Origin of the sequence: Streptomyces sp. NPDC091649, from assembly GCF_044756785.1 — a bacterium.
Classification (GTDB): Bacteria; Actinomycetota; Actinomycetes; order Streptomycetales; family Streptomycetaceae; genus Streptomyces.
The window spans coordinates 49,441-70,075 of record NZ_JBIVTR010000001.1; the positions used below are offsets into that span (position 1 = coordinate 49,441).

General features: G+C 73.2%; 16 protein-coding genes. 3 read left to right on the forward strand and 13 right to left on the reverse strand.

What is annotated here, in order from left to right:
• Entirely contained in the window at positions 1-504 is a 504-nt protein-coding gene (rimP, locus tag ACIQMU_RS00195) for a ribosome maturation factor RimP (RefSeq protein ID WP_352238508.1), read from the reverse strand.
• 176 nt (positions 505-680) lie between these two features.
• On the opposite strand from rimP, the gene ACIQMU_RS00200 reads away from it, so the two are divergent.
• The 3 genes from ACIQMU_RS00200 to ACIQMU_RS00210 all read left to right on the forward strand — a co-directional run bounded on the left by ACIQMU_RS00200 (position 681) and on the right by ACIQMU_RS00210 (position 2,718).
• Positions 681-1,211, forward strand: coding sequence for a hypothetical protein (locus tag ACIQMU_RS00200; RefSeq protein WP_402687960.1), 531 nt, complete (start codon positions 681-683; stop codon positions 1,209-1,211).
• Entirely contained in the window at positions 1,208-1,726 is a 519-nt protein-coding gene (locus ACIQMU_RS00205) for a ferritin-like domain-containing protein (RefSeq protein WP_352238506.1), read from the forward strand. Before ACIQMU_RS00200 ends, ACIQMU_RS00205 begins: the two co-directional genes overlap by 4 nt.
• Positions 1,727-1,812: 86 nt before the next feature.
• Positions 1,813-2,718: an aminoglycoside phosphotransferase family protein gene (locus tag ACIQMU_RS00210; protein WP_402687961.1), complete on the forward strand. Its 906-nt coding sequence runs from the start codon at positions 1,813-1,815 to the stop codon at positions 2,716-2,718.
• A gap of 61 nt (positions 2,719-2,779) precedes the next feature.
• On the opposite strand, the gene ACIQMU_RS00215 is transcribed toward ACIQMU_RS00210, so the two are convergent.
• From ACIQMU_RS00215 to ACIQMU_RS00270, 12 genes are all read right to left on the reverse strand, one after another.
• Complete coding sequence (locus ACIQMU_RS00215) at positions 2,780-4,483, reverse strand: proline--tRNA ligase (protein ID WP_352238504.1); 1,704 nt, start codon at positions 4,481-4,483, stop codon at positions 2,780-2,782.
• 36 nt (positions 4,484-4,519) lie between these two features.
• Complete coding sequence (locus tag ACIQMU_RS00220; protein ID WP_352238503.1) at positions 4,520-5,131, reverse strand: GNAT family N-acetyltransferase; 612 nt, start codon at positions 5,129-5,131, stop codon at positions 4,520-4,522.
• Positions 5,132-5,199: 68 nt separating this feature from the next.
• Positions 5,200-6,045, reverse strand: coding sequence for a GNAT family N-acetyltransferase (locus ACIQMU_RS00225; RefSeq protein WP_402687962.1), 846 nt, complete (start codon positions 6,043-6,045; stop codon positions 5,200-5,202).
• A 180-nt stretch (positions 6,046-6,225) separates the two neighbouring features.
• Positions 6,226-7,383 carry a flavodoxin-dependent (E)-4-hydroxy-3-methylbut-2-enyl-diphosphate synthase gene (gene ispG, locus ACIQMU_RS00230; RefSeq protein ID WP_352238501.1) on the reverse strand — a complete coding sequence of 386 codons (1,158 nt, stop codon included), beginning with the start codon at positions 7,381-7,383 and terminating at the stop codon, positions 6,226-6,228.
• Positions 7,384-7,579: 196 nt separating this feature from the next.
• Positions 7,580-8,890: a site-2 protease family protein gene (locus ACIQMU_RS00235; RefSeq protein ID WP_352238500.1), complete on the reverse strand. Its 1,311-nt coding sequence runs from the start codon at positions 8,888-8,890 to the stop codon at positions 7,580-7,582.
• Positions 8,887-10,140 (reverse strand): 1-deoxy-D-xylulose-5-phosphate reductoisomerase, encoded by a 1,254-nt coding sequence (dxr, locus tag ACIQMU_RS00240; RefSeq protein ID WP_352238499.1) that lies wholly within the window; start codon positions 10,138-10,140, stop codon positions 8,887-8,889. The genes ACIQMU_RS00235 and dxr overlap by 4 nt, the downstream gene beginning before the upstream one ends.
• 311 nt (positions 10,141-10,451) lie before the next feature.
• Positions 10,452-12,407, reverse strand: coding sequence for an acyl-CoA dehydrogenase family protein (locus ACIQMU_RS00245; protein WP_352238498.1), 1,956 nt, complete (start codon positions 12,405-12,407; stop codon positions 10,452-10,454).
• Positions 12,408-12,761: 354 nt separating this feature from the next.
• Positions 12,762-14,207: an aldehyde dehydrogenase family protein gene (locus ACIQMU_RS00250; RefSeq protein ID WP_402687963.1), complete on the reverse strand. Its 1,446-nt coding sequence runs from the start codon at positions 14,205-14,207 to the stop codon at positions 12,762-12,764.
• A gap of 89 nt (positions 14,208-14,296) precedes the next feature.
• Positions 14,297-15,532 carry an MFS transporter gene (locus ACIQMU_RS00255; protein ID WP_402687964.1) on the reverse strand — a complete coding sequence of 412 codons (1,236 nt, stop codon included), beginning with the start codon at positions 15,530-15,532 and terminating at the stop codon, positions 14,297-14,299.
• Positions 15,533-15,679: 147 nt separating this feature from the next.
• Entirely contained in the window at positions 15,680-16,276 is a 597-nt protein-coding gene (locus tag ACIQMU_RS00260) for a TetR/AcrR family transcriptional regulator (RefSeq protein WP_352238495.1), read from the reverse strand.
• 54 nt (positions 16,277-16,330) lie between these two features.
• Positions 16,331-17,905, reverse strand: a complete 1,575-nt coding sequence (locus ACIQMU_RS00265; RefSeq protein ID WP_402687965.1) for a PucR family transcriptional regulator — start codon at positions 17,903-17,905, stop codon at positions 16,331-16,333.
• Between the two features lie 185 nt (positions 17,906-18,090).
• Positions 18,091-20,526, reverse strand: coding sequence for an ATP/GTP-binding protein (locus ACIQMU_RS00270; RefSeq protein ID WP_402687966.1), 2,436 nt, complete (start codon positions 20,524-20,526; stop codon positions 18,091-18,093).
• Between the last annotated feature and the right edge of the window lie 109 nt (positions 20,527-20,635).

Sequence of the window (20,635 nt, forward strand, 5' to 3'; positions counted from 1 at the left end):
CTACGCCTCCTCTTCCTTCTTGTCCTTGCGGTTGAATTCGATTTCGACGCGCGCCTTGGCGATCTCGTCGAAGGCGAGGCGGCGGGCGGTGGGCTTGCGGCCCTTGACGCCGGGTACTTCGAGGTCGAGCCCGTCCTCGTCGACGGAGAGGATGCGGGCGACCAGTTCACCGGATCCGTCGCCGGCCAGGTGGAACCTGGCCAGCCGGCCGATGGCGCGTACGTAGTGGCGGTGCTCGGTCAACGGGCGGTCCGCGCCGGGGGAGCTGACTTCGAGGACGTACTCGCCCTCGCCCATCGCGTCGGTCTCGTCCAGCTTCTCGGAGATCGCGCGGCTCAGCTCCGCGCAGGCGTCCAGCTCCACTCCCTCTTCGGAGTCCACGATGACCCGCAGCACTCCTCGGCGGCCGGCCCGGGACACCTCGATCTCCTCGAGTTCCAGTTGCCGCGCGCTGACGAGCGGTTCCAGCAACCCGCGCAGCCTCTCGCTCTGGGTGGTGCTCATCCGGGTGACTCCTCGGCCGCGTGTGCTGTTGTGGGGATCTTCGTGCGTCAGGTCAAAGGGTATCCGGTCGCCAGGGGTGTTGCCGTCCGCCTGCCGCTCGGCCGCGGGTACGCTCGCCTGCGGTGATCACATCAGGACAGATCCTGTCAGGATCGGTCCAGGCCCGAAGGAGAAACGTGCGGCGCACGGGGACGACGCGCAGGGGGGCGCTCACCACGACGGGAGCCCTCGCCCTGGGTGCGGTGCTGACCGGCTGCGGGGGCCGCGACGACGCGGCGGGGAGCGGGAAGCCGGAGCACGCCGCCGCGCGGGCCGAGAGGGCCCTGCGCGAGAAGGCGGTGCGCGACGGCGGCCTCCTGCTCGCCCGGTACGACCTGGTGGCCGTGGCGCATCCGGCGACCGCGGCGGGCCTGGCGCCCCTGCGGGCCGCCGTGGGGGAGCACGGGAAGGCGCTGGCGCCGCCGGGTGCGAAGGGCCCGGCGGACGGCGCCGGGAAGTCCCCTTCCGCCGCTCCCGCCCCGGTGCCCGCCGACCCGGAGGCCGCGGTGCGGGAGTTGGCCGCCGCCGAGCGCCGGCGGGCCGACGCGTACACCGAGGCCCTGCTGACGGCCGGCCCGGAGCTGGCCCGGCTGCTGGCCTCGGTGGCGGCGGCCGCGGCCGCGCACGCGTTTCTGCTGACCGGACTGGCCGAGGAGGCAGCCGCATGAGCACTCGTTCCGTCAGACCCTCCGAGGAGGACGCCGACTCCCCCGAGCTGACCGCCGCCCAGGCGGCCCTGGCCGCCGAGCACGCCGCGGTGTACGGCTACGGGGTGCTGGGAGGCCGCCTCGACGGGAAGCGGCGCGCCGAGGCCCGCGCGGCGTACGACGGGCACCGGGCCCGCCGTGACGCGCTGGCGCGCACGGTGCGCGACCTGGGCGGCGGGCCGGTGCCCTCGGACGCCGCGTACGCCCTGCCCTTCGCCGTCCCGGACTCCCCGGCGGCGGTGCGGCTGGCCGCGGTGCTGGAGGACCGGATCGCGGGCGCCTACGCCGATCTCGTACGGGCCACCGAGGGCCCGCGTCGCAAGGAGGCCGCGGGCGCGCTGCGGGAGGCCGCGGTTCGCTCGGCCCGCTGGCGGGGCGGCAACGTAGCCTTTCCGGGGCTCGCGGAGCGGGCCGCCGACGCGGATCCGGCCACGACGGGGCCGGTGGAGGCCGCGGGCCCGGACGGGACGCGCTGAGCGGACGGCTCGCGGGGAGCGGCACAGTACACGCGGAGCGGACGGGACGCGGCGGCACGAAGGACCGGAAAGGGAACACACGACGTATGGGTTTCGAACCGCCGCCACGCCTGGTGCGCGCGCTCGGTGAGATGTACGGGGACGCCGCGGCGGCCGACTGGCTGGACGGGCTACCCGCGCTGACCGAACGGGCGCTCACCGCCGGGGACGGCCTCACCGCGGAGCGGGTGGCCGCCCCCGGCGGGCGCAGTTCCCTGGTGGTCCTGGTGCGGCGGGCCGACGGGACCCCGGCCGCGCTGAAGATCGCCCCGCCGGTCGCCCGGCCCGAGCTGGAACGGGCCGCGCTGGAGCACTGGAGCGGGTGGGGCGCGGTGAAGGTGCTGGACGCTCCGGAGCCCGGGGCGCTGCTGCTGGAGCGGCTGCACCACGAGGTGTCGCTGCGCTCGCTGCCGGAGGCGAAGGCCCTGCTGGAGGCGGCGGGCACGCTTCGCCGACTGTGGGTGGAACCGCCGGCCGGGCCCGCCTTCGAGACGGTGGCCGAGCGGACCGAACGGCAGAGCACCGGGATGCGGGCCGCCGCCGGGGCCGACCGGGAGCTGGCGCCGCTGGTGGAGGCGGCGCTCGCGGCCCGGGCGGAACTGGTCGGGGGCACGTCCGAACTCCTGCTGCTGCACGGCAACTTCCGGCAGAGCAAGGTGCTGTCCGGGGAGCGGGCGCCGTGGCTGACGGTGGGCCCGGAGCCGTTGGTGGGCGAGCGCGCCTATGACCTGGCCCGGCTGGTGCGGGACCGGGTGGAGGATCTGATCGCCTCCCCCAGCGGCCCGGTGACGGCCCGGCGGCGGGTCAAGAAGCTGGCGGAGTCGCTGGAGGTCGAGCAGCCGCGGCTGCTGGGCTGGACGCTGTTCCGGGCGGTCGAGTCGGGTACGCGCGCGCTGGCCGAGGGGCGGCGGCAGATGGGCGAGGTCAACCTGGAGTTCGCGGGCTGGCTGTAACACCGCCCACCGTACGGCGAAGGCCCCCGCGCGGGTGCGCGGGGGCCTTCGCCGTACGCGGTCAGGCCAGGTCGGCCGTGAGGCGGGCGATCGCCTCGTCGACGGTCAGCTCCTCGCGCTCGCCGGTGCGGCGGTCCTTCAGCTCCAGCACGCCGTCGGCGGAGCGGCGTCCGGCGACCAGGATCTTCGGCACACCGATCAGCTCGGAGTCGGTGAACTTCACGCCGGGCGAGACGCCGGGACGGTCGTCGACCAGGACCCGCAGGCCGGCCGCGTTGAGCTTCTCCGCGACGTCGAGGGCCAGCTCCGTCTGGAGGGCCTTGCCCGCGGCGACGACGTGGACGTCGGCCGGGGCGACCTCGCGGGGCCAGCACAGGCCCTTGTCGTCGGCGGTCTGCTCGGCGAGGGCGGCCACGGCGCGGGAGACGCCGATGCCGTACGAGCCCATGGTGACCCGGACGGGCTTGCCCTGCTGGCCGAGCACGTCGAGCTGGAAGGTGTCGGCGTACTTGCGGCCGAGCTGGAAGATGTGGCCGATCTCGATGGCGCGGTCCAGGGTGAGGCCGGTGCCGCACTTCGGGCAGGGGTCGCCCTCCTCGACCACGACGACGTCGAGGTACTGGTCGACCTCGAAGTCGCGGCCCGCGACGACGTTCCTCGCGTGCTTGCCCTCCTGGTTGGCGCCGGTGACCCAGGTGGTGCCGGGGGCGACGCGGGGGTCGGCGAGGTAGCGGACCTTCTCCAGCCCCTGGGGGCCGACATAGCCGCGTACGAGGTCGTCGCGGCCGACGAAGTCCTCGGCGGTGACCAGCTCGACGACGGCGGGCGCCAGGTGCTCGCCGAGCTTGCCGAGGTCGACCTCGCGGTGGCCGGGGACGCCGACGGCCACGATCTCGCCGTCCACCTTGACCAGCAGGTTCTTCAGGGTGGCGGAGGCGGGGACGCCGAGGTGCGCGGCGAGCGTCTCGATGGTGGGGGTGTCGGGGGTGTCCAGCTCCTCGACCGGGCCGTGCGCCGAGCCGTCGACCGGGGCGAGCGCGAAGGTCACGGCCTCGGTGTTGGCGGCGTAGTCGCAGTTCGGGCAGTCCGCGAAGGTGTCCTCACCGGCGGCCGCGGGAGCGAGGAACTCCTCGGAAGCGGAGCCGCCCATCGCGCCGGAGACCGCGGAGACGACGCGGTGGTCCAGGCCGAGACGCTCGAAGATCTTGATGTACGCGGCCCGGTGCAGGGCGTAGGAGTGCGCGAGGCCCTCGTCGGTGGTGTCGAAGGAGTACGAGTCCTTCATCTGGAACTCGCGGCCGCGGAGCACGCCGGAGCGGGGGCGGGCCTCGTCGCGGTACTTGGTCTGGATCTGGTAGAGCATCACCGGCAGGTCCTTGTAGGACGTGCACTGGTCCTTGACGGTCTGGGTGAAGATCTCCTCGTGGGTCGGGCCGAGGAGGTAGTCGCCGCCCTTGCGGTCCTTGAGGCGGAAGAGCAGGTCGCCGTACTCCTCCCAGCGGCCGGAAGCCTCGTAGGGCTCCTTGGGCAGCAGGGCGGGCAGCAGGACTTCCTGGCCGCCGATGGCGTCCATCTCCTCGCGGACCACGTGGGAGATGTTGTCCAGGACCTTCTTGCCGAGCGGCAGCCAGGACCAGATGCCGGCCGCGTTGCGGCGGACGTACCCGGCGCGGACCAGCAGCTTGTGGCTGAGCGTCTCGGCGTCCGCCGGGTCGTCGCGCAGTGTCTTGATCATCAATCGGGACATGCGCTGGACCTGGGCCATGGTGAACTCCTGCTCGCAAGGGTGGTGGGCCCGAGGTTAGCCGGGCGGTGCGGGCAGGCGGAAATCCATTCGGCCCGCGGGCCCCTCGCGCAGCAGCGGCAGGGGAGCGCCCATGACGGCGTACGGCTGCGGGGCGCTCGGGAAGACGACCTGCCGGGCCAGGTCGCGGTAGCCGAGGGAGCGGTACAGGGCGCGGGCCGGGCTGTCCCTGTCGATCGCCGAGAGGATCGACCGGGGATGGTGGACGGCGTCGGTGATGGTGGTGATCAGGGTGCGGCCGATACCGCGCTGCTGGTGGTCCGGGTGGACGTGCAGTTCGGTGATGACGAAGGAGTCGTCGAGCCAGCCGTCGGAACCGGTGGCCCGCAGATAGGGCTCGACGACGGTGGACCACCACTGGGAGCGGTCGTTGGGCAGCCCGTAGACGAAGCCGACGAGCCGCCCGTCGGGGGCGGTGGCGCCGAGGGCGCGGGCGTGGGGGTGGTCCAGGTGTCTCAGGACGATGTGGCGGCGCACGTCGATCTCGTCCTGGCTCAGTCCGAAGGCCGCCGCCTGGACGTGCAGGGCTTCGTCGACGCGGGCGGCCAGGTCGACGGGGCCGATCTGGACGTCGGGTGCCGCGTGGCCTTCTCCGGGGGCTGCTGCCATGCGCGAACCCTACTGGCCGGGGCGGGCCATCAGCACCGTGGGAGCGCGGCGCGGGCTTGTGCGGGGGCTCAGAACAGGACGCTCATGAACGAGCCGGTCTCGCGGAAGCCGACGCGGCGGTAGGCCCTGCGGGCGGCGGTGTTGTAGTCGTTCACGTACAGGCTGACGACGGGGGCGACGTCGGCGAGGGCGTAGCGCAGGACGGCGGCCATGCCCGTTTCGGAGAGGCCCTTGCCGCGGTGTTCGGGGGCGACCCAGACGCCCTGGATCTGGCATGCCTGCGGGGTGGCGGCGCCGATCTCCGCCTTGAAGACGACCTTGCCGTCCTCGATGCGGGCGAAGGAGCGGCCGGCCCCGATGAGTTCGGCGACGCGGGCCTGGTAGAGGAGTCCCCCGTCGCCGGCGAGCGGGGAGACGCCGACCTCCTCGGTGAACATCGCCACGCAGGCCGGCATGAGGGTCTCGGTCTCGTCCTTGCGGATGCGGCGGACGAGCGGATCGGGTGTGACGTCGGCGGGGAGGCTCTCGGTGACCATGAGGGGCTGGTTGGCGCGGACCTCGCGGGCGGGGCCCCAGCTGGGTTCGAGGAGCCGCCACAGCTGGGTGGTGGGTTCGGCGGGGCCGACGATGGAGGAGCAGCGGCGGCCGGCCCGGCGGGCCCGGTCGGCGAAGGCGCGGACCGCCTCGGGTCCGGCGCAGATGGGGACGAGGTTGGCGCCGGAGTAGCACAGGGAGCGGAGCATGCCGTCGGCGTACCAGCCCCACATCTCGCCGCCGAGGCGCCAGGGGTCGAGTCCCGCGACCTGCACGCGGGAGGTCACGAAGGCGTTGGCCACGGGCTCGCTCTCCAGGATGGCGAGCGCGGCGCCGAGGTCGCTGGGTTCGAGGACCCGGGTGGTGGTCTGCGTCAACACGAGGGGGCCTCACCATGCGGTCTGCTGATTTCCGCACTGTAACCGACGGGGCCGTCGAACGCCGCTCGAGTCCGGGAGCCGGGCCCCGGGGCGGTGTGTGCGGGAGCCGGGCCCCGCACACGCGGCCGCCCCGCCGGGAGCGGGGCCCGGCGGGGCGGCGGCGGCCCGGAGCGGCGCGGGTCAGCCGCTGATGGAGACCTCGGGCTCGCCGGACGGGATGCCGTCCTTCTCCATCTGCTCGGCGATCTTCAGGGCCTCTTCGATGAGGGTCTCGACGATCTTCGACTCGGGGACGGTCTTGATGACCTCGCCCTTCACGAAGATCTGGCCCTTGCCGTTGCCGGAGGCGACGCCGAGATCGGCCTCGCGGGCCTCGCCGGGGCCGTTGACGACGCAGCCCATGACGGCGACGCGGAGCGGGACCTCCATGCCGTCCAGGCCGGCGCTCACCTGGTCGGCGAGCTTGTAGACGTCGACCTGGGCGCGGCCGCAGGACGGGCAGGAGACGATCTCCAGGCGGCGCTGCTTGAGGTTGAGCGCCTCCAGGATCTGGAGGCCGACCTTGACCTCCTCGGCCGGCGGGGCCGAGAGGGAGACGCGGATCGTGTCGCCGATGCCCTCGGAGAGCAGGGCGCCGAACGCGACGGCCGACTTGATGGTGCCCTGGAACGCCGGCCCGGCCTCGGTGACGCCGAGGTGCAGCGGGTAGTCGCTCTGGGCGGCGAGCTGGCGGTAGGCGTTGACCATCACGACCGGGTCGTTGTGCTTGACCGAGATCTTGATGTCGCCGAAGCCGTGCTCCTCGAAGAGGGACGCCTCCCACAGGGCCGACTCGACCAGGGCCTCGGGGGTCGCCTTGCCGTACTTCTTGAGGAGCCGCGCGTCGAGGGAGCCGGCGTTGACGCCGATGCGGATCGGCGTGCGGGTCTCGGCGGCGGCCTTCGCGATCTCCTTGACCTTGTCGTCGAACTGCTTGATGTTGCCCGGGTTCACCCGGACCGCTGCGCAGCCCGCGTCGATCGCGGCGAAGACGTACTTCGGCTGGAAGTGGATGTCGGCGATCACCGGGATCTGCGACTTCCGGGCGATCGTGGCCAGTGCGTCGGCGTCGTCCTGTGTCGGGCACGCGACGCGGACGATCTGGCAGCCGGAGGCCGTCAGCTCGGCGATCTGCTGGAGCGTGGCACCGATGTCCGACGTGCGTGTCGTCGTCATCGACTGCACGGATACGGGTGCGTCGCCGCCGACCGCGACCGAGCCGACCTGGATCTGTCGGCTGACCCGTCGGTCGGCGAGCTTGGTCGGAACGGCCGGCATTCCGAGAGAAATCGCAGTCATGCGCTGTGCATCCCCAAGGTGTGGATCAAGGTCCCGAGATCGGCGGGCTCCGGCCTTCGAGGTTACGGCACCGGAGCCGGGACGGACGCACCGTGTCGACAAGTCCATCCACGGGTGAGCGGCCGGACACGACGTGTGTGCCCGGCCGTCGCCCGTGGGACGGAAGAGGCGGCCGGGTGGAGGAGGAGAGGGCCGATCAGGTGATCTTGACGGGGTTCACGATGTCGGCCACCAGGACCAGCAGCGTGAAGCAGATGAAGAGTCCGGCGACCACATAGGCGACCGGCATCAGCCGGGCCACGTCGAACGGCCCCGGGTCGGGGCGCCGGAAGACCTTGGCCACATTGCGCCGCAGCGACTCCCACAGCGCGCCCGCGATGTGCCCGCCGTCCAGCGGCAGCAGCGGCAGCATGTTGAACAGGAACAGCGAGAGGTTGAAGCCCGCGAGCAGGAACAGCATCATCGCGACCTGGTTCTGGGCCGGGATGTCGAGGTTCATCACCTCGCCGCCGATGCGGGCCGCGCCCACCACGCCGACCGGCGAGTCGTCGGCCCGTTCGCCGTCGCTGAAGGCGGCGTCCCAGAGGGCCGGGATCTTGGACGGCAGGGCGATGATCGAGTCGACGCCGTTCTCGATCATGTCGCCCATGCGGACGACGGAGTCGCCGAAGCCGAGCGGCACGATCTCGGTCCGCGCGGCGAAGCCCAGGTAGCCCGCCTTGACGAACTGGTCCGGGACGATCTCGCCGTTGCCGTCCTTCTTCGCGACGGCGTTCTCGCGCAGGACCGCGTTGAGGGTCACCTTCTCGCCGTCGCGCTCGACGACGAGGGTGGCGGGGCCGATGGTCTCGCGGATGCGGTCCGAGAGCGTCGTCCAGTCGTCGACCTCTCTGCCGGCGAAGGCGACGATCTTGTCGCCCTCCTGGAGGCCGGCGGCCTTGGCGGGCGAGACGGGGTCGCCGTCCTTGCAGGTCTCGCGCTTGTCGCTCTGCGAGATGACGCACTGCTGGACGCCCGCGACCTCGGTGGTCTGGGTCTGGAAGCCGAAGGTCATCGCGACGCCCATGAAGATCGCGACCGCGAGGACCAGGTTCATGAAGGGGCCGGCGAACATCACGATGACGCGCTTCCACGGCTTGCGCGTGTAGAAGAGCCGCTTCTCGTCGCCCGGCTCCAGCTCCTCGAAGGCTGCGGAGCGGGCGTCCTCGATCATGCCGCGCCACGGTGAGGTGGAGCGGGCCTCCAGGCGGCCGTCGGGGCCGGGCGGGAACATCCCGATCATCCGGATGTAGCCGCCGGCCGGGATGGCCTTGATGCCGTACTCCGTGTCGCCCTTCTTGCGCGACCAGATCGTCGGCCCGAAGCCGACCATGTACTGCGGCACCCGGATGCCGAACATCTTGGCCGTGGAGAGGTGGCCCAGCTCGTGCCAGGCGATGGAGAAGAGCAGGCCCACGACGAAGACGGCGATCCCCAGGACCGTGAGCAGGATCGAGGTCAGACTCATGCGCGCGCCTCCGCTGTCGCTTTCGCCGAGAGTTCCCGGGCCCGTGCGCGGGCCCACGTTTCCGCTTCGAGGACGTCCGCGACGCTGAGCGGGGTTCCCGGGGCGGGGGTGCCGTGTTCGGTCACCACAGCGGTGACCGTATCCATGATTCCGTTGAACGGCAGCTGTCCGGCGAGGAACGCGTCGACGCACTCCTCGTTCGCCGCGTTGAACACGGCCGGCGCGGTGCCGCCGAGCCCGCCGACGTGCCGGGCGAGGCCGACCGACGGGAAGGCTTCGGTGTCCAGCGGGAAGAACTCCCAGCTGGATGCCTTCGTCCAGTCGAAGGCGGGGGCGGCGTCCGGGATTCGCTGGGGCCAGCCGAGGCCGATGGCGATGGGGCCGCCCATGTCCGGCGGGGTGGCCTGGGCGAGCGTGGAGCCGTCGCTGAACTCGACCATGGAGTGCACGTAGGACTGCGGGTGGACCACGACCTCGATCCGGTCGAACGGGATGTCGTAGAGGAGGTGTGCCTCGATGACCTCCAGCCCCTTGTTGACCAGGGTCGCCGAGTTGATGGTGATGACCGGGCCCATCGCCCAGGTCGGGTGGGCGAGCGCCTGCTCCCGCGTGACGTCGGCCAGTTCGGCGCGCGTCCGGCCCCGGAAGGGCCCCCCGGAGGCGGTGACGACGAGTTTGCGGACGTCGGCGCGGGTGCCCGCGGCCAGCGCCTGGAAGAGCGCGGCGTGCTCGGAGTCGACCGGGATGATCTGGCCGGGGGCGGCGAGGGCCTTCACCAGCGGGCCGCCGACGATCAGCGACTCCTTGTTGGCGAGGGCGAGCGTGCGGCCCGCCTTCAGGGCGGCCAGGGTCGGGGCGAGCCCGATGGAGCCGGTGATGCCGTTGAGCACGGTGTGGCAGGCGCTCGCGGCGAGGGCGGTGGCCGCGTCGGGTCCGGCCAGGATCTCGGGGAGCGGCACGCCCGCTCCGTACTGTTCCCGCAGTGCCTCCCGCAGGGCGGGGACCGCCTCCTGGGCGGCGACGGCGACCGTGTTCACCCGGAGCCGGCGGGCCTGCTCGGCCAGCAGGGCGACCCGACCGCCGGCGGCCGAGAGCGCCGTGACCCGGAAGCGGTCGGGGTTGCGCAGGACCAGGTCGATGGCCTGGGTTCCGATGGACCCGGTGGAGCCGAGGATCACGAGATCCCGGCGGCCGTCCGCGGCGTCGAAGACGATATGCGGATCGGCGAGGGGGGCGGGGCTGTCGCTCATGCCCCCCATTGTTGCGGCTCCGGCTGTGCGTGGGGACAGCGCGTCCCGGTGGGCCACGGATCGGGTCCGTCGCGGGCCGCGGACAGGGGGCGGCGCGGGCCGCGGACGGACCGGTGCGGGGCCCGGGCGCCGGGCCCCGGAGCCCTTCGGCAAGCCCCTCGGCGTCATCCGTCCGAGCGCGGCGGCCCCGTCGGCGGCGGCCGGGAAGTGGGCGCGGGTGTTGACGGCGCCGGGGCCGACCGGGGCGACGCCCGGTCGGCCGGGTGGGCCGCCGCCCGGTCGCGGGCCCGCGACGGGCGGGCCGGCGGGCCTCAGCGCACCGGGCGGTGCTGGTTCTCCCGGGCGGAGGGGCCGGGGGCGGCGTCCGCGATCCAGGGGCCGTCGCCGCTGGGGTCGATGACGCCCTCCTCCAGCCAGGTGTACGTCCCCGACAGGACGCCGTCGACGACGCGCCGGTCGAGGTCGTCGGTGTTGGACCACAGGCGGGTGAACAGCTCCTCGACCCGGATACGGGCCTGGCGGCAGAAGGCGTCCGCGAGTTGGTACGCCTCGCGGCCGTGCTCCCCCGTCCCGCGCAGGTGCTCGGCGCGGACGCAGGCGGCGCTCATCGCGAAGAGTTCCGCGCCGATGTCGACGATCCGGCCGAGGAAGCCCTGCTTGGTCTCCATCCGGCCCTGCCAGCGGGACATGGCGTAGAACGTGGACCGGGCGAGCTTGCGGGAGGAGCGCTCGACGTACCGGAGGTGGCCGGAGAGGTCGCGGTGGCCGGCCGGGGCGAACTCGGTGAAGGTACCCGGTAGTTGACCCGGTCCGGCGACGAGTCCGGGCAGCCAGCGGGCGTAGAAGCCGGCGGCGTTCGCGCCGGCCCTCGCCTTCGCGGAGAGCGGTTTGCCGGGGTCGACGATGTCGCCCGCGACCTTGAGGTGGGCGTCGACGGCCTCACGGGCGATCAGCAGGTGCATGATCTCGGTGGAGCCCTCGAAGATGCGGTTGATCCGCATGTCCCGGAGCATCTGCTCGGCGGGCACGGCCCGTTCGCCGCGGGCGGCCAGGGACGCGGCGGTCTCGAAACCGCGGCCGCCGCGGATCTGGACCAGCTCGTCGGCGATCAGCCAGCCCATCTCGGAGCCGTACAGCTTGGCGAGGGCGGCCTCGATGCGGATGTCGTTGCGGTCCTCGTCGGCCATCTGGGAGGACAGGTCGACGATCGCCTCCAGGGCGAACGTGGTGGCCGCGATGAACGAGATCTTCCCGCCGACCGCCTCGTGCCGGGCGACGGGCCTGCCCCACTGCTCCCGTACGGCGGACCATTCGCGGGCGATCTTCAGGGACCACTTGCCCACGCCCACGCACATCGCGGGCAGCGAGAGGCGGCCGGTGTTGAGGGTGGTCAGGGCGATCTTCAGCCCGGCCCCCTCGGGCCCGATCCGGCAGGCGCCGGGAACCCGGACCCGGTGGAAGCGGGTGACGCCGTTCTCGATGCCGCGCAGGCCCATGAAGGCGTTGCGGTGCTCCACGGTGACGCCGGGGGCGTCGGCCTCGACGACGAACGCGGTGATGCCGCCGGGATGGCCCTCGGACTCGGGGACCCGGGCCATGACGACCAGGAGGTCGGCGACGACGCCGTTGGTGGTCCAGAGCTTCACCCCGTCGAGGACGTAGTCCGGCCCGTCGGGCTCCGCGGTGGTGGCCAGGCGGGCGGGGTCGGAGCCGACGTCCGGCTCGGTCAGCAGGAAGGCGGAGATGTCGGTGGTGGCCAGCCGGGGCAGGTAGACGTCCTTCTGCTCCTGGGTGCCGAAGATCTTCAGGGGCTGCGGTACGCCGATCGACTGATGCGCGGAGAGCAGCGCGCCGATCGCGGGGCTGGCGGAACCGGCCAGGGCGAGCGCCTTGTTGTAGTACACCTGGGTGAGGCCGAGGCCGCCGTACTTGGTCTCGATCTTCATGCCGAGGGCGCCGAGCTCCTTGAGTCCGGCGATCACCTCGTCGGGAATCCTCGCCTCGCGCTCGATCCGCGCGCCGTCGACGTGCGTCTCGCAGAAGGCGCGCAGCCGCGCCAGGAACTCCTCGCCGCGCCGGATGTCGTCGGGCGGCGGCAGGGGGTGCGGGTGGATCAGGTCGAGCCGGAAGCGCCCCAGGAACAGCTCCTTGGCGAAGCTGGGCTTGCGCCAGTCCTGCTCCCGGGCCGCCTCGGCGACCCGTCGCGCTTCCCGTTCGGTGACCCTGGGGGCATGGGGGACCTGGGGGGTGTTGTGTGGTGCGGACATTGAGGGACCTCACCTCGCCGCGCGTCACCAAGGCGGATGGAACCTGGACACACGGACTGCTAGTCGCTGCTTCCTGGTCCGTATGTAACCCGGATATCCGAGGTTCGGCACCCGCACCGGCCGCCGCCGGCGTATGCGCGGGCGGCCCGAATCCGCTCGCCTGCTCCCGCCTTCAGTGGTCCCCCGCCGGACCGCCACCGGCACATCAGCCCGAGGTCGGTCGCTCTCGCACGTCAGGCCCTCGATGGGCACGGACGGCCCGAACCCCCGCACAGTGGGTTCGGGCCGTCCGATTCGCTCCCCCGCCCGCGCCCGCTGTCCAGGCGGGGGCGCGGGCGGGGTCGTCCGGGGGTGTTACAGGGCGATGCCGGTGAGGACCAGGACGCGCTCGTAGGTGTAGTCGTCCATGGCGTAGCGCACGCCCTCGCGGCCGACGCCGGACTGCTTGGCTCCGCCGTACGGCATCTGGTCGGCGCGGTACGAGGGGACGTCACCGATGATCACGCCGCCGACCTCCAGGGCGCGGTGGGCGCGGAAGGCGGTCTGGAGGTCGTGGGTGAAGACGCCGGCCTGGAGGCCGTACCGGGAAGAGTTGACGGCGGCGAACGCCTCGGCCTCGCCGTCGACCTTCTGGAGGGACATGACCGGGCCGAAGACCTCTTCGCAGGAGAGCTTCACGTCGTCGGGGAGGCCCGCGAGCACAGTCGGGGCGTAGGTGGCCCCGTCGCGCTCGCCGCCGGTGAGCAGCTCGGCGCCGCCCCGGACGGCCTCCTCGACCCAGGACTCGACGCGCTTGGCCGCGTCTTCGCTGACGAGGGGGCCGACGTCGGTGGCGGCGTCGGCCGGGTCACCGGTGACCAGGGCCTCGACGGCGGCGACGATCTTGGGGACGAGCCGGTCGTAGACGGCGGCGTCGGCGATGACGCGCTGCACGGAGATGCAGGACTGGCCGCCCTGGTAGTTGGAGAAGGTGGCGATCCGGGTGGCGGCCCAGTCCAGATCCGCCTCCGAGGCGTAGTCGCCGAGGACGACCGCCGCTCCGTTGCCCCCGAGCTCAAGGGTGCAGTGCTTGCGGGGCACCGACTCCATGATCGCGTAGCCGACCGGGCCGGAGCCGGTGAAGGAGATGACCGGCAGCCGCTCGTCCTGGACGAGGGCGGGCATCTTGTCGTTGGGGACCGTCAGGACGGACCAGGAGCCGGCCGGGAGGCCGGTCTCGGCGAGGAGTTCACCGAGGATCAGCGAGGAGATCGGGGTGGCCGGGGCGGGCTTGAGGATGATCGGGGCGCCGACGGCGATGGCCGGGGCGACCTTGTGGGCGCTGAGGTTCAGCGGGAAGTTGAAGGGCGCGATGCCGAGGACGGCCCCGCGCGGGAAGCGCCGGGTCAGTCCCAGGCGGCCGGTGCCGCCGAGGTCGGTGTCGAGCCGCTGGGCCTCGCCGCCGTTGAAGCGGCGGGCCTCCTCCGCGGCGAACCGGAAGACGGACACGGCCCGGCCGACCTCGCCGCGGGCCCACTTGATCGGCTTGCCGTTCTCCGCCGAGATCAGCTGGGCGATCTCCTCGGTGCGCTCCGTCAGCCTCCGTACGACGTGGTCGAGCGCGCCCGCCCGTACGTGCGCCGGAGTGGCGGCGAACTCGTCGCGTACGGCGTGGGCGGCGGCGACGGCCTCCTCGACCTGGGCGTCGGTCGGCACGCTGACGGTGCCGACGACGCGTCCGTCGTAGGGGTTGGTGACGTCGAAGCTGTCGGCACCGGTGGCCTGGCGGCCGGCCACCCAGAAGGCGTGGGGCGAAGTCATGGAGGTTCCGGCCCTTCGGAGGTCGTGACGGAGGTCGTGGGCGCCGGGAAGGCTCCCCTCTGTGGTCCCACGGTAGGGCGGGGAGGTGCTCACGGCGTTTGTCCGGCGTGGAGCGGAGCGTGGGCCGGATGCTCCGAATCGGCGGGGCCGAGGTCACCGCCCCGGTCCGGCCCGGGCATCCCGGTCCGGCTCGTGCGCCGGATCAGCTCCGGTACGAGGGTGAGCAGGCCGGCCACCGCCAGCGCCGAGCCCAGCCAGAGCGGGGCGCGCAGGCCGAACCGGTCGACGCCCACGCCGCCCAGCGCCGAGCCGAGGACCACGCCGAGGGTGATGAAGGAGCTGTGCACGGTGTTGACGAGCGGCCGGGCGTTGCTCCCGCGCTGCACCCGGGTGACCAGGGCCGGGTTCATGGTGACCCCGACGAGGCCGATGCCCAGCATGCAGAGCACCGCCCAGACCTCCAGCCGGGCGAGCAGGGCGAATCCGGCGAGGAACGCCATGTTCAGGGACAGGCCGCAGAGCAGGACCGGAAGGGTGTACCGGTCGGCCAGCCGGCCGACGACGGTGTTGCCGATCAGGGTGGCGGCGCCGTACGCCAGGAGCAGCAGCGGGACCGTGCCCGAGGAGAATCCCGTGACCTCGGTGAGGATCGGGTTGAGGTAGCTGAAGGCGGAGAAGGTCGCTCCGATGACCATGGTGCTGGTCAGCAGGGTGAGCCAGAGCCGGGGAGAGCGGAAGACCGTCAGCTCGGAGCGGAAGGTGCCGCTGCCCTCCGGCCGGTCGGTTCGTTCCACGCCGGCCAGGGTGCACAGGGCGGCGGCGACCGTCAGTGCGGAGATGACCCAGAACGCGGCGCGCCAGCCGAACCGTTCGCCGGTCAGGGTGGCCAGCGGAAGACCCAGGAGAGTGCCGAGCATCAGCCCGTTGAGGATGACCGCCACGGCCCGGCCGCGCACTTCGGGGCGGGTGAGCTGGGAGCCGAGCGAGATGGCGACGCCGAAGAACGCCTGTGAGGCGACACCGGTGATCACCCGCGCGACCACCATGGCCGGGTAGCCGGACGCGGTGGCGGCCAGCACGTTGCCGGCCAGGAAGACCGGGAAGAGGATCATGAGTGCGGCCTTGGGCGGGAGCCGCAGCAGGGCGACGGTGAGCAGCGGCCCGCCGAGCGCCATGGACAGGGCGAAGACGGTGATGAGATAGCCGATCTGCGGGACGGTGACTCCCAGTCCGACGGCCATCTGCGGCATCAGTCCGGCGACGACGAATTCACTGGTGACCATGGCGAAGATGCCGAAGGCCAGGAGATGGACGGCGCGAGGCACGAGCTGTTCCCCCTGTGGGTGAGTTTTGTATTGATCGGTTCAGAACTTGGGCGTGAAGGAGCCGCACCTCGGGCGAGGCGAGGCGAGGACAGGTCGGGGGGAAAGAGGGGGCGGGCCGGGACGGGGCTCGCCCAGCGGATCAAGGGATCAAGGGATCAAGGCGTCCAGCGCGGTGTCGGCGACGGCCTGGACGGCGGCCCGGTCGGCTCCGCCCTGGGCGGCGACCCTCATGCCGCCGATGACGGCGTTGACGTACCGGGCGAGAGCGTCCGGCGCCCGCGCCGAGACGATGGAGCCGTCCCGCTGCCCGGCGGCGATGACGCCGGACAGGCTTCGCATCCGGCGGGCGGCGTCCCGGTCCAGGAGCCGGGCGGCCTCCGGGTCGCGCGCCGCCAGCTCGACCGTGGTGTTGACCCCCAGGCAGCCCAGGCTGCGGCCGTCGGGGCGGTGGTCGAACTCGTCGGCCACGATCTTGTCGAGCAGGGCACGGACCCGCCCGCCGGGAGAGCGGGACGGGTCGTCGAGCACGGCGCACTGGTCGTCGGCCATGGCGTCCAGGTAGCGCGCCAGCGAGCGCGCGAACAGCTCGCGCTTGCTCCGGAAGGTGTTGTAGATGCTGCTGCGCCCCAGACCCGTGGCGTCACACAGGTCCTGGGTGGAGGTGGCCTCGTAGCCGTACTCCCAGAAGGTGCGCATCGCGGCGTCCAGGGCCCGCTCCTCGTCGAACTGTCTCGGTCGGGCCATGGCAGCACTCTATGGTTTTGGACCGAACGATTCAATATGGCGCCTGGCGGTGGCTCAGCCCTCGGCGGGCGTCGCCGCCTCGGTCGCCTTGAGGGAGAGCCACAGCTCCATCCGGGCGTCCGGATCGTCCAGTGAGCGGCCCAGGATCTCCTCCACCCGGCGCATCCGGTAGCGCAGGGTGTGCCGGTGCACGCCCAGGTCGGCGGCGGCGGCGTCCCACTGGCCGTGCCGGGAGAGCCAGGCGCGCAGGGAGGCCACGAGGTCGCCGCGGCCCTTGGCGTCGTGCTCGTACAGGGCGCGGAGCATGCCGTCGGCGAAGGCCCGTACCGCGTCGTCGGCGAGCAGCGGCAGCACCGAGCCGGCGGCCAGCTCCTCGTGCTCCACCAGCGCCCGGCCCCGGCGGCGGGCGACGGAGAGGGCCTGTTCCGCCTGCTTGTACGCGGCGGAGACGGCGATCGGGCCGGAGGGGGCGGAGAGCCCCACGACGACGTCGCTGTCCTCGGCGCCGCCCTCGCGCGGGGTGCGGTCGTCCTGGGCCTCGGCATAGGAGGCGCAGGCGGCGACGGCGGCTCCGCCGTCCGCGGCGAGTACGACGACGCGCTCGGCCTCGGGGACCAGGAGCAGCGCCTCGCCGGTCCGGGCGGCGGCGGCCTCCATCGTCTCGGTGAGCAGCTCCGGCCCGGCGGGCGCGGAGGCTTCGGCGATGAGCAGCCGGAACGGGGCGTCGAGCAGCCCGCCGTAGAGGTCCCCGGCGACGGCCCGGGCGTGGTCGGGCTGTCCGGCGAGCAGCATGCGCAGGACGGCGGCGCCCAGGCGCTGTTCGGCGCCCTGGAGGGAGCGGGAGCGGGCGGTGGTCAGCGTGAGCAGGGCGACGGCGGAGTGCACGGCGTAGCGCTCGGCGGTGCCCAGCGCGGCGCCGGTGCCGACGGCCAGTGCGCCGCGGGCCCGGCGGCCGGTGCCCAGCGACTGGAGCTCGACCCGGTCCTCGCTGTCCCCGACGACGACGCTGGCGGGGGCGGGACGGTCGCGGAGGCGTTCGACGTCGGGGGTGAGCCGGGCGGCGCGGCGGGCGGCCCAGTCGGGAGCGGCGGCCAGCACCGCGCCGGAGGCGTCGTACAGGGCGGCCCAGCCGTCGATGTGGGCGGCGAGCCGGGCGAGGAGGTCGGCGGGGCCGTCCCCGGCCAGCGCCGCCTTCGTCAGCTCGCGCTGGGCCTCGAACCCGGCGGTGACCGCGCGGTACTGGTCGGCGGCGATGGCGGCGGAGACGGCCTTGCTGATCGCGAGGAACGGGGTGCGGCGGGGCACTTCGAGGAGCGGCAGCCCGGCCTCCTCGGCGGCCTCCACGAGGGCGGCCGGTACGTCCTCGTAGTTCACGCCGACCGCGAACCCCACCCCGGCGACTCCGGCCGCGGCCAGCCGCCGCACATAGCGCCGCATCGACTCCGGGTCGTCGGCGTCGAGATTGGTGGCGGTCACCAGGAGCAGCTCGCCGCCGTCCATGTACGGGACGGGGTCGGCCAGCTCACTGGCGTGGGCCCAGCGCACGGGGGTGCCGAGCCGGTCCGCGCCCGCGCGCACGGTGAGCTTGAGCGCCGAGTGCTGGACGAGCGAGGCGAGCGTGGGGGGCATGGGCCGGAAACCCTCAAGGTCGGGGACGAGGTCGCGGCGCCCCCGTACGGACGACCGGATCGCCGGCCGGATCGGGGCCCCGCATTGCGCCGTCCCGTATGAACGGCTGCCTCCGATTCTGCCAGGGCGGCAGGGTGCCGGTCACCGCTCCCGGCCGCCTGTCGCATGACCTCCCGGGCAGGGGCTCAGCCGTCGAGGCGGACGAGGAGCGGGGGCGCGTGCTCACCCCGGACGGTGGTGAGGGAGAGGACCGCGTGCCCGGCCGGAACGGCGTACGCCAGCTCCGAGGCCGACCACCGCTCCCGCTCGACCTGTCGTACGGTCACCGCGTCCGTGGTCACGGCCTTGCCGGTGACGAGTTTGCGCAGGGCGTGCAGGGCGCGGGTGAAGGGCTGGTCGGCGAAGACGGTGTGCTGGGCGACCTCGCGGGTCTCCACCCATTCCTTGCCCCAGGCTTCGGCGAAGCGTTTGCCGTCCCAGGTGGTGATGCCGGAGAACGCCGCCGTACAGCCGACCGCACCGAGCAAGGGGGTGTGCAGGGCCTCGGGGACGTCGTCGACGGTGCGCAGCACAAGTACCGCCCCGGCGTTGACCGAGCGCAGTCGGCGGATGCCGCGGACGGTCTCGGCGGTCACGGCGTGGGTGGCGTCGTCCAGGACGAGGCAGGCGAAGAGCGTGGTGTCCGTGCGGGCGGCGGTGATCGCGGTGAACTGGGCGAGAAGCAGCCGGGTGAGCAACCGGGACGCCTCCGCGTGGCCGCGTTCGGGCAGGTCGACGCGGACCCGGAGCGGGTGCTGGCCCAGCGCGCGAAGAGAGAACTGGCGGGCGTCCGGACCGGTGGCGAAGAAGCCGGCGAACGCGGGCCGGTCGAGCAGGGACACGCGGTCGGCCAGGGCCGGTGCCGGGTCGCCGGGGCCGCCCGCCTGCCGGGCTCGGGCATCCAGTTCACGGAGCATCGCCTGGTGACCGGCGGCTTCGAGGGTGGCGCGGAGCCCGGCGATCGCCGCCGGTGTGCCGTCGAGGAGTTCGCGCAGTTCGGGCACCGAGGGGAAGTGGCCGTGGGCGGCTCGGTACGGGCCGAGCAACTGGGCGAGCACGGTGGCGGCGCGGCGGCTGTCGAGACTGCCGACATCGCCGACAAGCCCCTCGGCGAGAACGGCTGCGGCCTCGTCGGGGTCGGCGGTACCGCCGTACAGGTCGATGTCGTGGGCGGAGCCGGGGTGGCCGACCCGGACGACGACGTCGAAGGCGTCGTCCGGACCGAGCGGCGCGCCCGCGCCGCCGACGGCGAGCACGGCGGCCTGTCCGGCCAGCGCGCGCAACGCGAGGGCCTCGACGACCGGCCGGACCAGCCGGTCCGTCTTCCCCGCGCCGGGCGGTCCGACGGCGAGCAGGGACGTACCCAGCAGCTCGGGATCCAGGGCGAGGCCCGTGCCCCGGCGCACGTAGGGGTTGTGCGGGTCCTCCGCGCACCGGCCGATCCTGACCTGGCCGGTGAGTACGTCGTGGCGGGCGGTGCGCCCAGGAAGATCGCGGTGGCCGGAGGGGTGCAGGGCCGCCGCACCACCGGTCCGCAGCATGGTCTCCGCGAGGGAGGCGAGCCGGTCGGGCCTTCCGGCGGCGAGCATCCAGGCGTGGCGCAGTCGGGCTACGTCCACGTCGTTCATCCGGCCGGTGCGGACTTCGGCGGTGAGGGCGTCTGCGGCATCGGTCCAGCCCGCGGCACGCAGCTCGGGCCATTGGTCGGCGGAGGTTGCGGAAGCGGGAGCCTCGTGGCCGTGCGGCGGCGGGGAGGAGTTGCTCCGGCGGGCGGCGAGCAGTTCACGCCAGCGGCCGAGCCGGGCGAACGGCCAGAGGACGGCGGCGGCGATCACCGCGTAGACCACGTTGACGACGGTCTGGCTCTGGTAGATCTCGCCACCCGCCACGGAGGCGATCAGGACCAGGACCGGGCGGACGACCGGCAGCGCTTCCTTCCAGACAAGCAGCTGGGTCAGGCCCGCCGCAGCGGCTGCCGCAAGGGCGAGGAAGGGCTGCCCCCGGTCGGCGACATGGCGGCGGAAGAGTTCGGACCAGTTGCCGACGCGGCCGCAGCCGTAGGCCAGGAGGCCGAAGAGGAGGGCTTCGTACACCGTGAGGGAGTCACTGCCCTGGACCGTGCGCGGGCCGCCGGACGTCCCCGGGTTCCACCACTCCCCCGGAGTGAAGAGCTTCAGCGGAACGAGGCGGTAGGGGAGATATCCGTTGCGCCACAGCGACCACAGCAAGAGTGCGGAGAGCAGCGAGATCAATGCGCCGACCAGCAGCGACCGGTCCGAGACGCGCTCGGACATCTCGGGCGGGGGCGGGGCGTACCCGTACCGCCAGACGCCCGGTTCCTGGTGTGGGCGGGGCGTGCGCAGCCAGGCGTCGAGCGGGGCCCCCCGGGGTGGTTGCTCGACCGACGGGGCCGACGTGGGCCTGGGCGGGCGGTACTCGACGGGCTGGGCCGAGGCCGGCGTACGAGGGCCGGTTGCGGGCGGTGGTACCCGTGGCGAGGTCGTGGGGCGTGGAGGGAGGCCCGGCACGGGTGCCCTGTCCGCGCTCGATCCCCGTACGCCCCGCGTGCCGTCGTCGTCCATGAACCACTGCCCCCTTGACCTGCCGGTCCGTCCACTGCCCCGGCCAATCTAGTGCGCGCGCACGGTGAGTTCAGCAACCCGCCCGGATGGCGGCCTTCCACAGGCGGCG

What these genes read in the sequence shown, in the direction of transcription:
- rimP (WP_352238508.1), bottom strand. Translation starts at nt 504, where the DNA reads ATGAGCACCACCCAGAGCGAGAGGCTGCGCGGGTTGCTGGAACCGCTC.
- ACIQMU_RS00205 (WP_352238506.1), top strand. Translation starts at nt 1,208, where the DNA reads ATGAGCACTCGTTCCGTCAGACCCTCCGAGGAGGACGCCGACTCCCCC.
- ACIQMU_RS00210 (WP_402687961.1), top strand. Translation starts at nt 1,813, where the DNA reads ATGGGTTTCGAACCGCCGCCACGCCTGGTGCGCGCGCTCGGTGAGATG.
- ACIQMU_RS00215 (WP_352238504.1), bottom strand. Translation starts at nt 4,483, where the DNA reads ATGGCCCAGGTCCAGCGCATGTCCCGATTGATGATCAAGACACTGCGC.
- ACIQMU_RS00220 (WP_352238503.1), bottom strand. Translation starts at nt 5,131, where the DNA reads ATGGCAGCAGCCCCCGGAGAAGGCCACGCGGCACCCGACGTCCAGATC.
- ispG (WP_352238501.1), bottom strand. Translation starts at nt 7,383, where the DNA reads ATGACTGCGATTTCTCTCGGAATGCCGGCCGTTCCGACCAAGCTCGCC.
- ACIQMU_RS00235 (WP_352238500.1), bottom strand. Translation starts at nt 8,890, where the DNA reads ATGAGTCTGACCTCGATCCTGCTCACGGTCCTGGGGATCGCCGTCTTC.
- dxr (WP_352238499.1), bottom strand. Translation starts at nt 10,140, where the DNA reads ATGAGCGACAGCCCCGCCCCCCTCGCCGATCCGCATATCGTCTTCGAC.
- ACIQMU_RS00245 (WP_352238498.1), bottom strand. Translation starts at nt 12,407, where the DNA reads ATGTCCGCACCACACAACACCCCCCAGGTCCCCCATGCCCCCAGGGTC.
- ACIQMU_RS00250 (WP_402687963.1), bottom strand. Translation starts at nt 14,207, where the DNA reads ATGACTTCGCCCCACGCCTTCTGGGTGGCCGGCCGCCAGGCCACCGGT.
- ACIQMU_RS00260 (WP_352238495.1), bottom strand. Translation starts at nt 16,276, where the DNA reads ATGGCCCGACCGAGACAGTTCGACGAGGAGCGGGCCCTGGACGCCGCG.
- ACIQMU_RS00265 (WP_402687965.1), bottom strand. Translation starts at nt 17,905, where the DNA reads ATGCCCCCCACGCTCGCCTCGCTCGTCCAGCACTCGGCGCTCAAGCTC.
- ACIQMU_RS00270 (WP_402687966.1), bottom strand. Translation starts at nt 20,526, where the DNA reads ATGGACGACGACGGCACGCGGGGCGTACGGGGATCGAGCGCGGACAGG.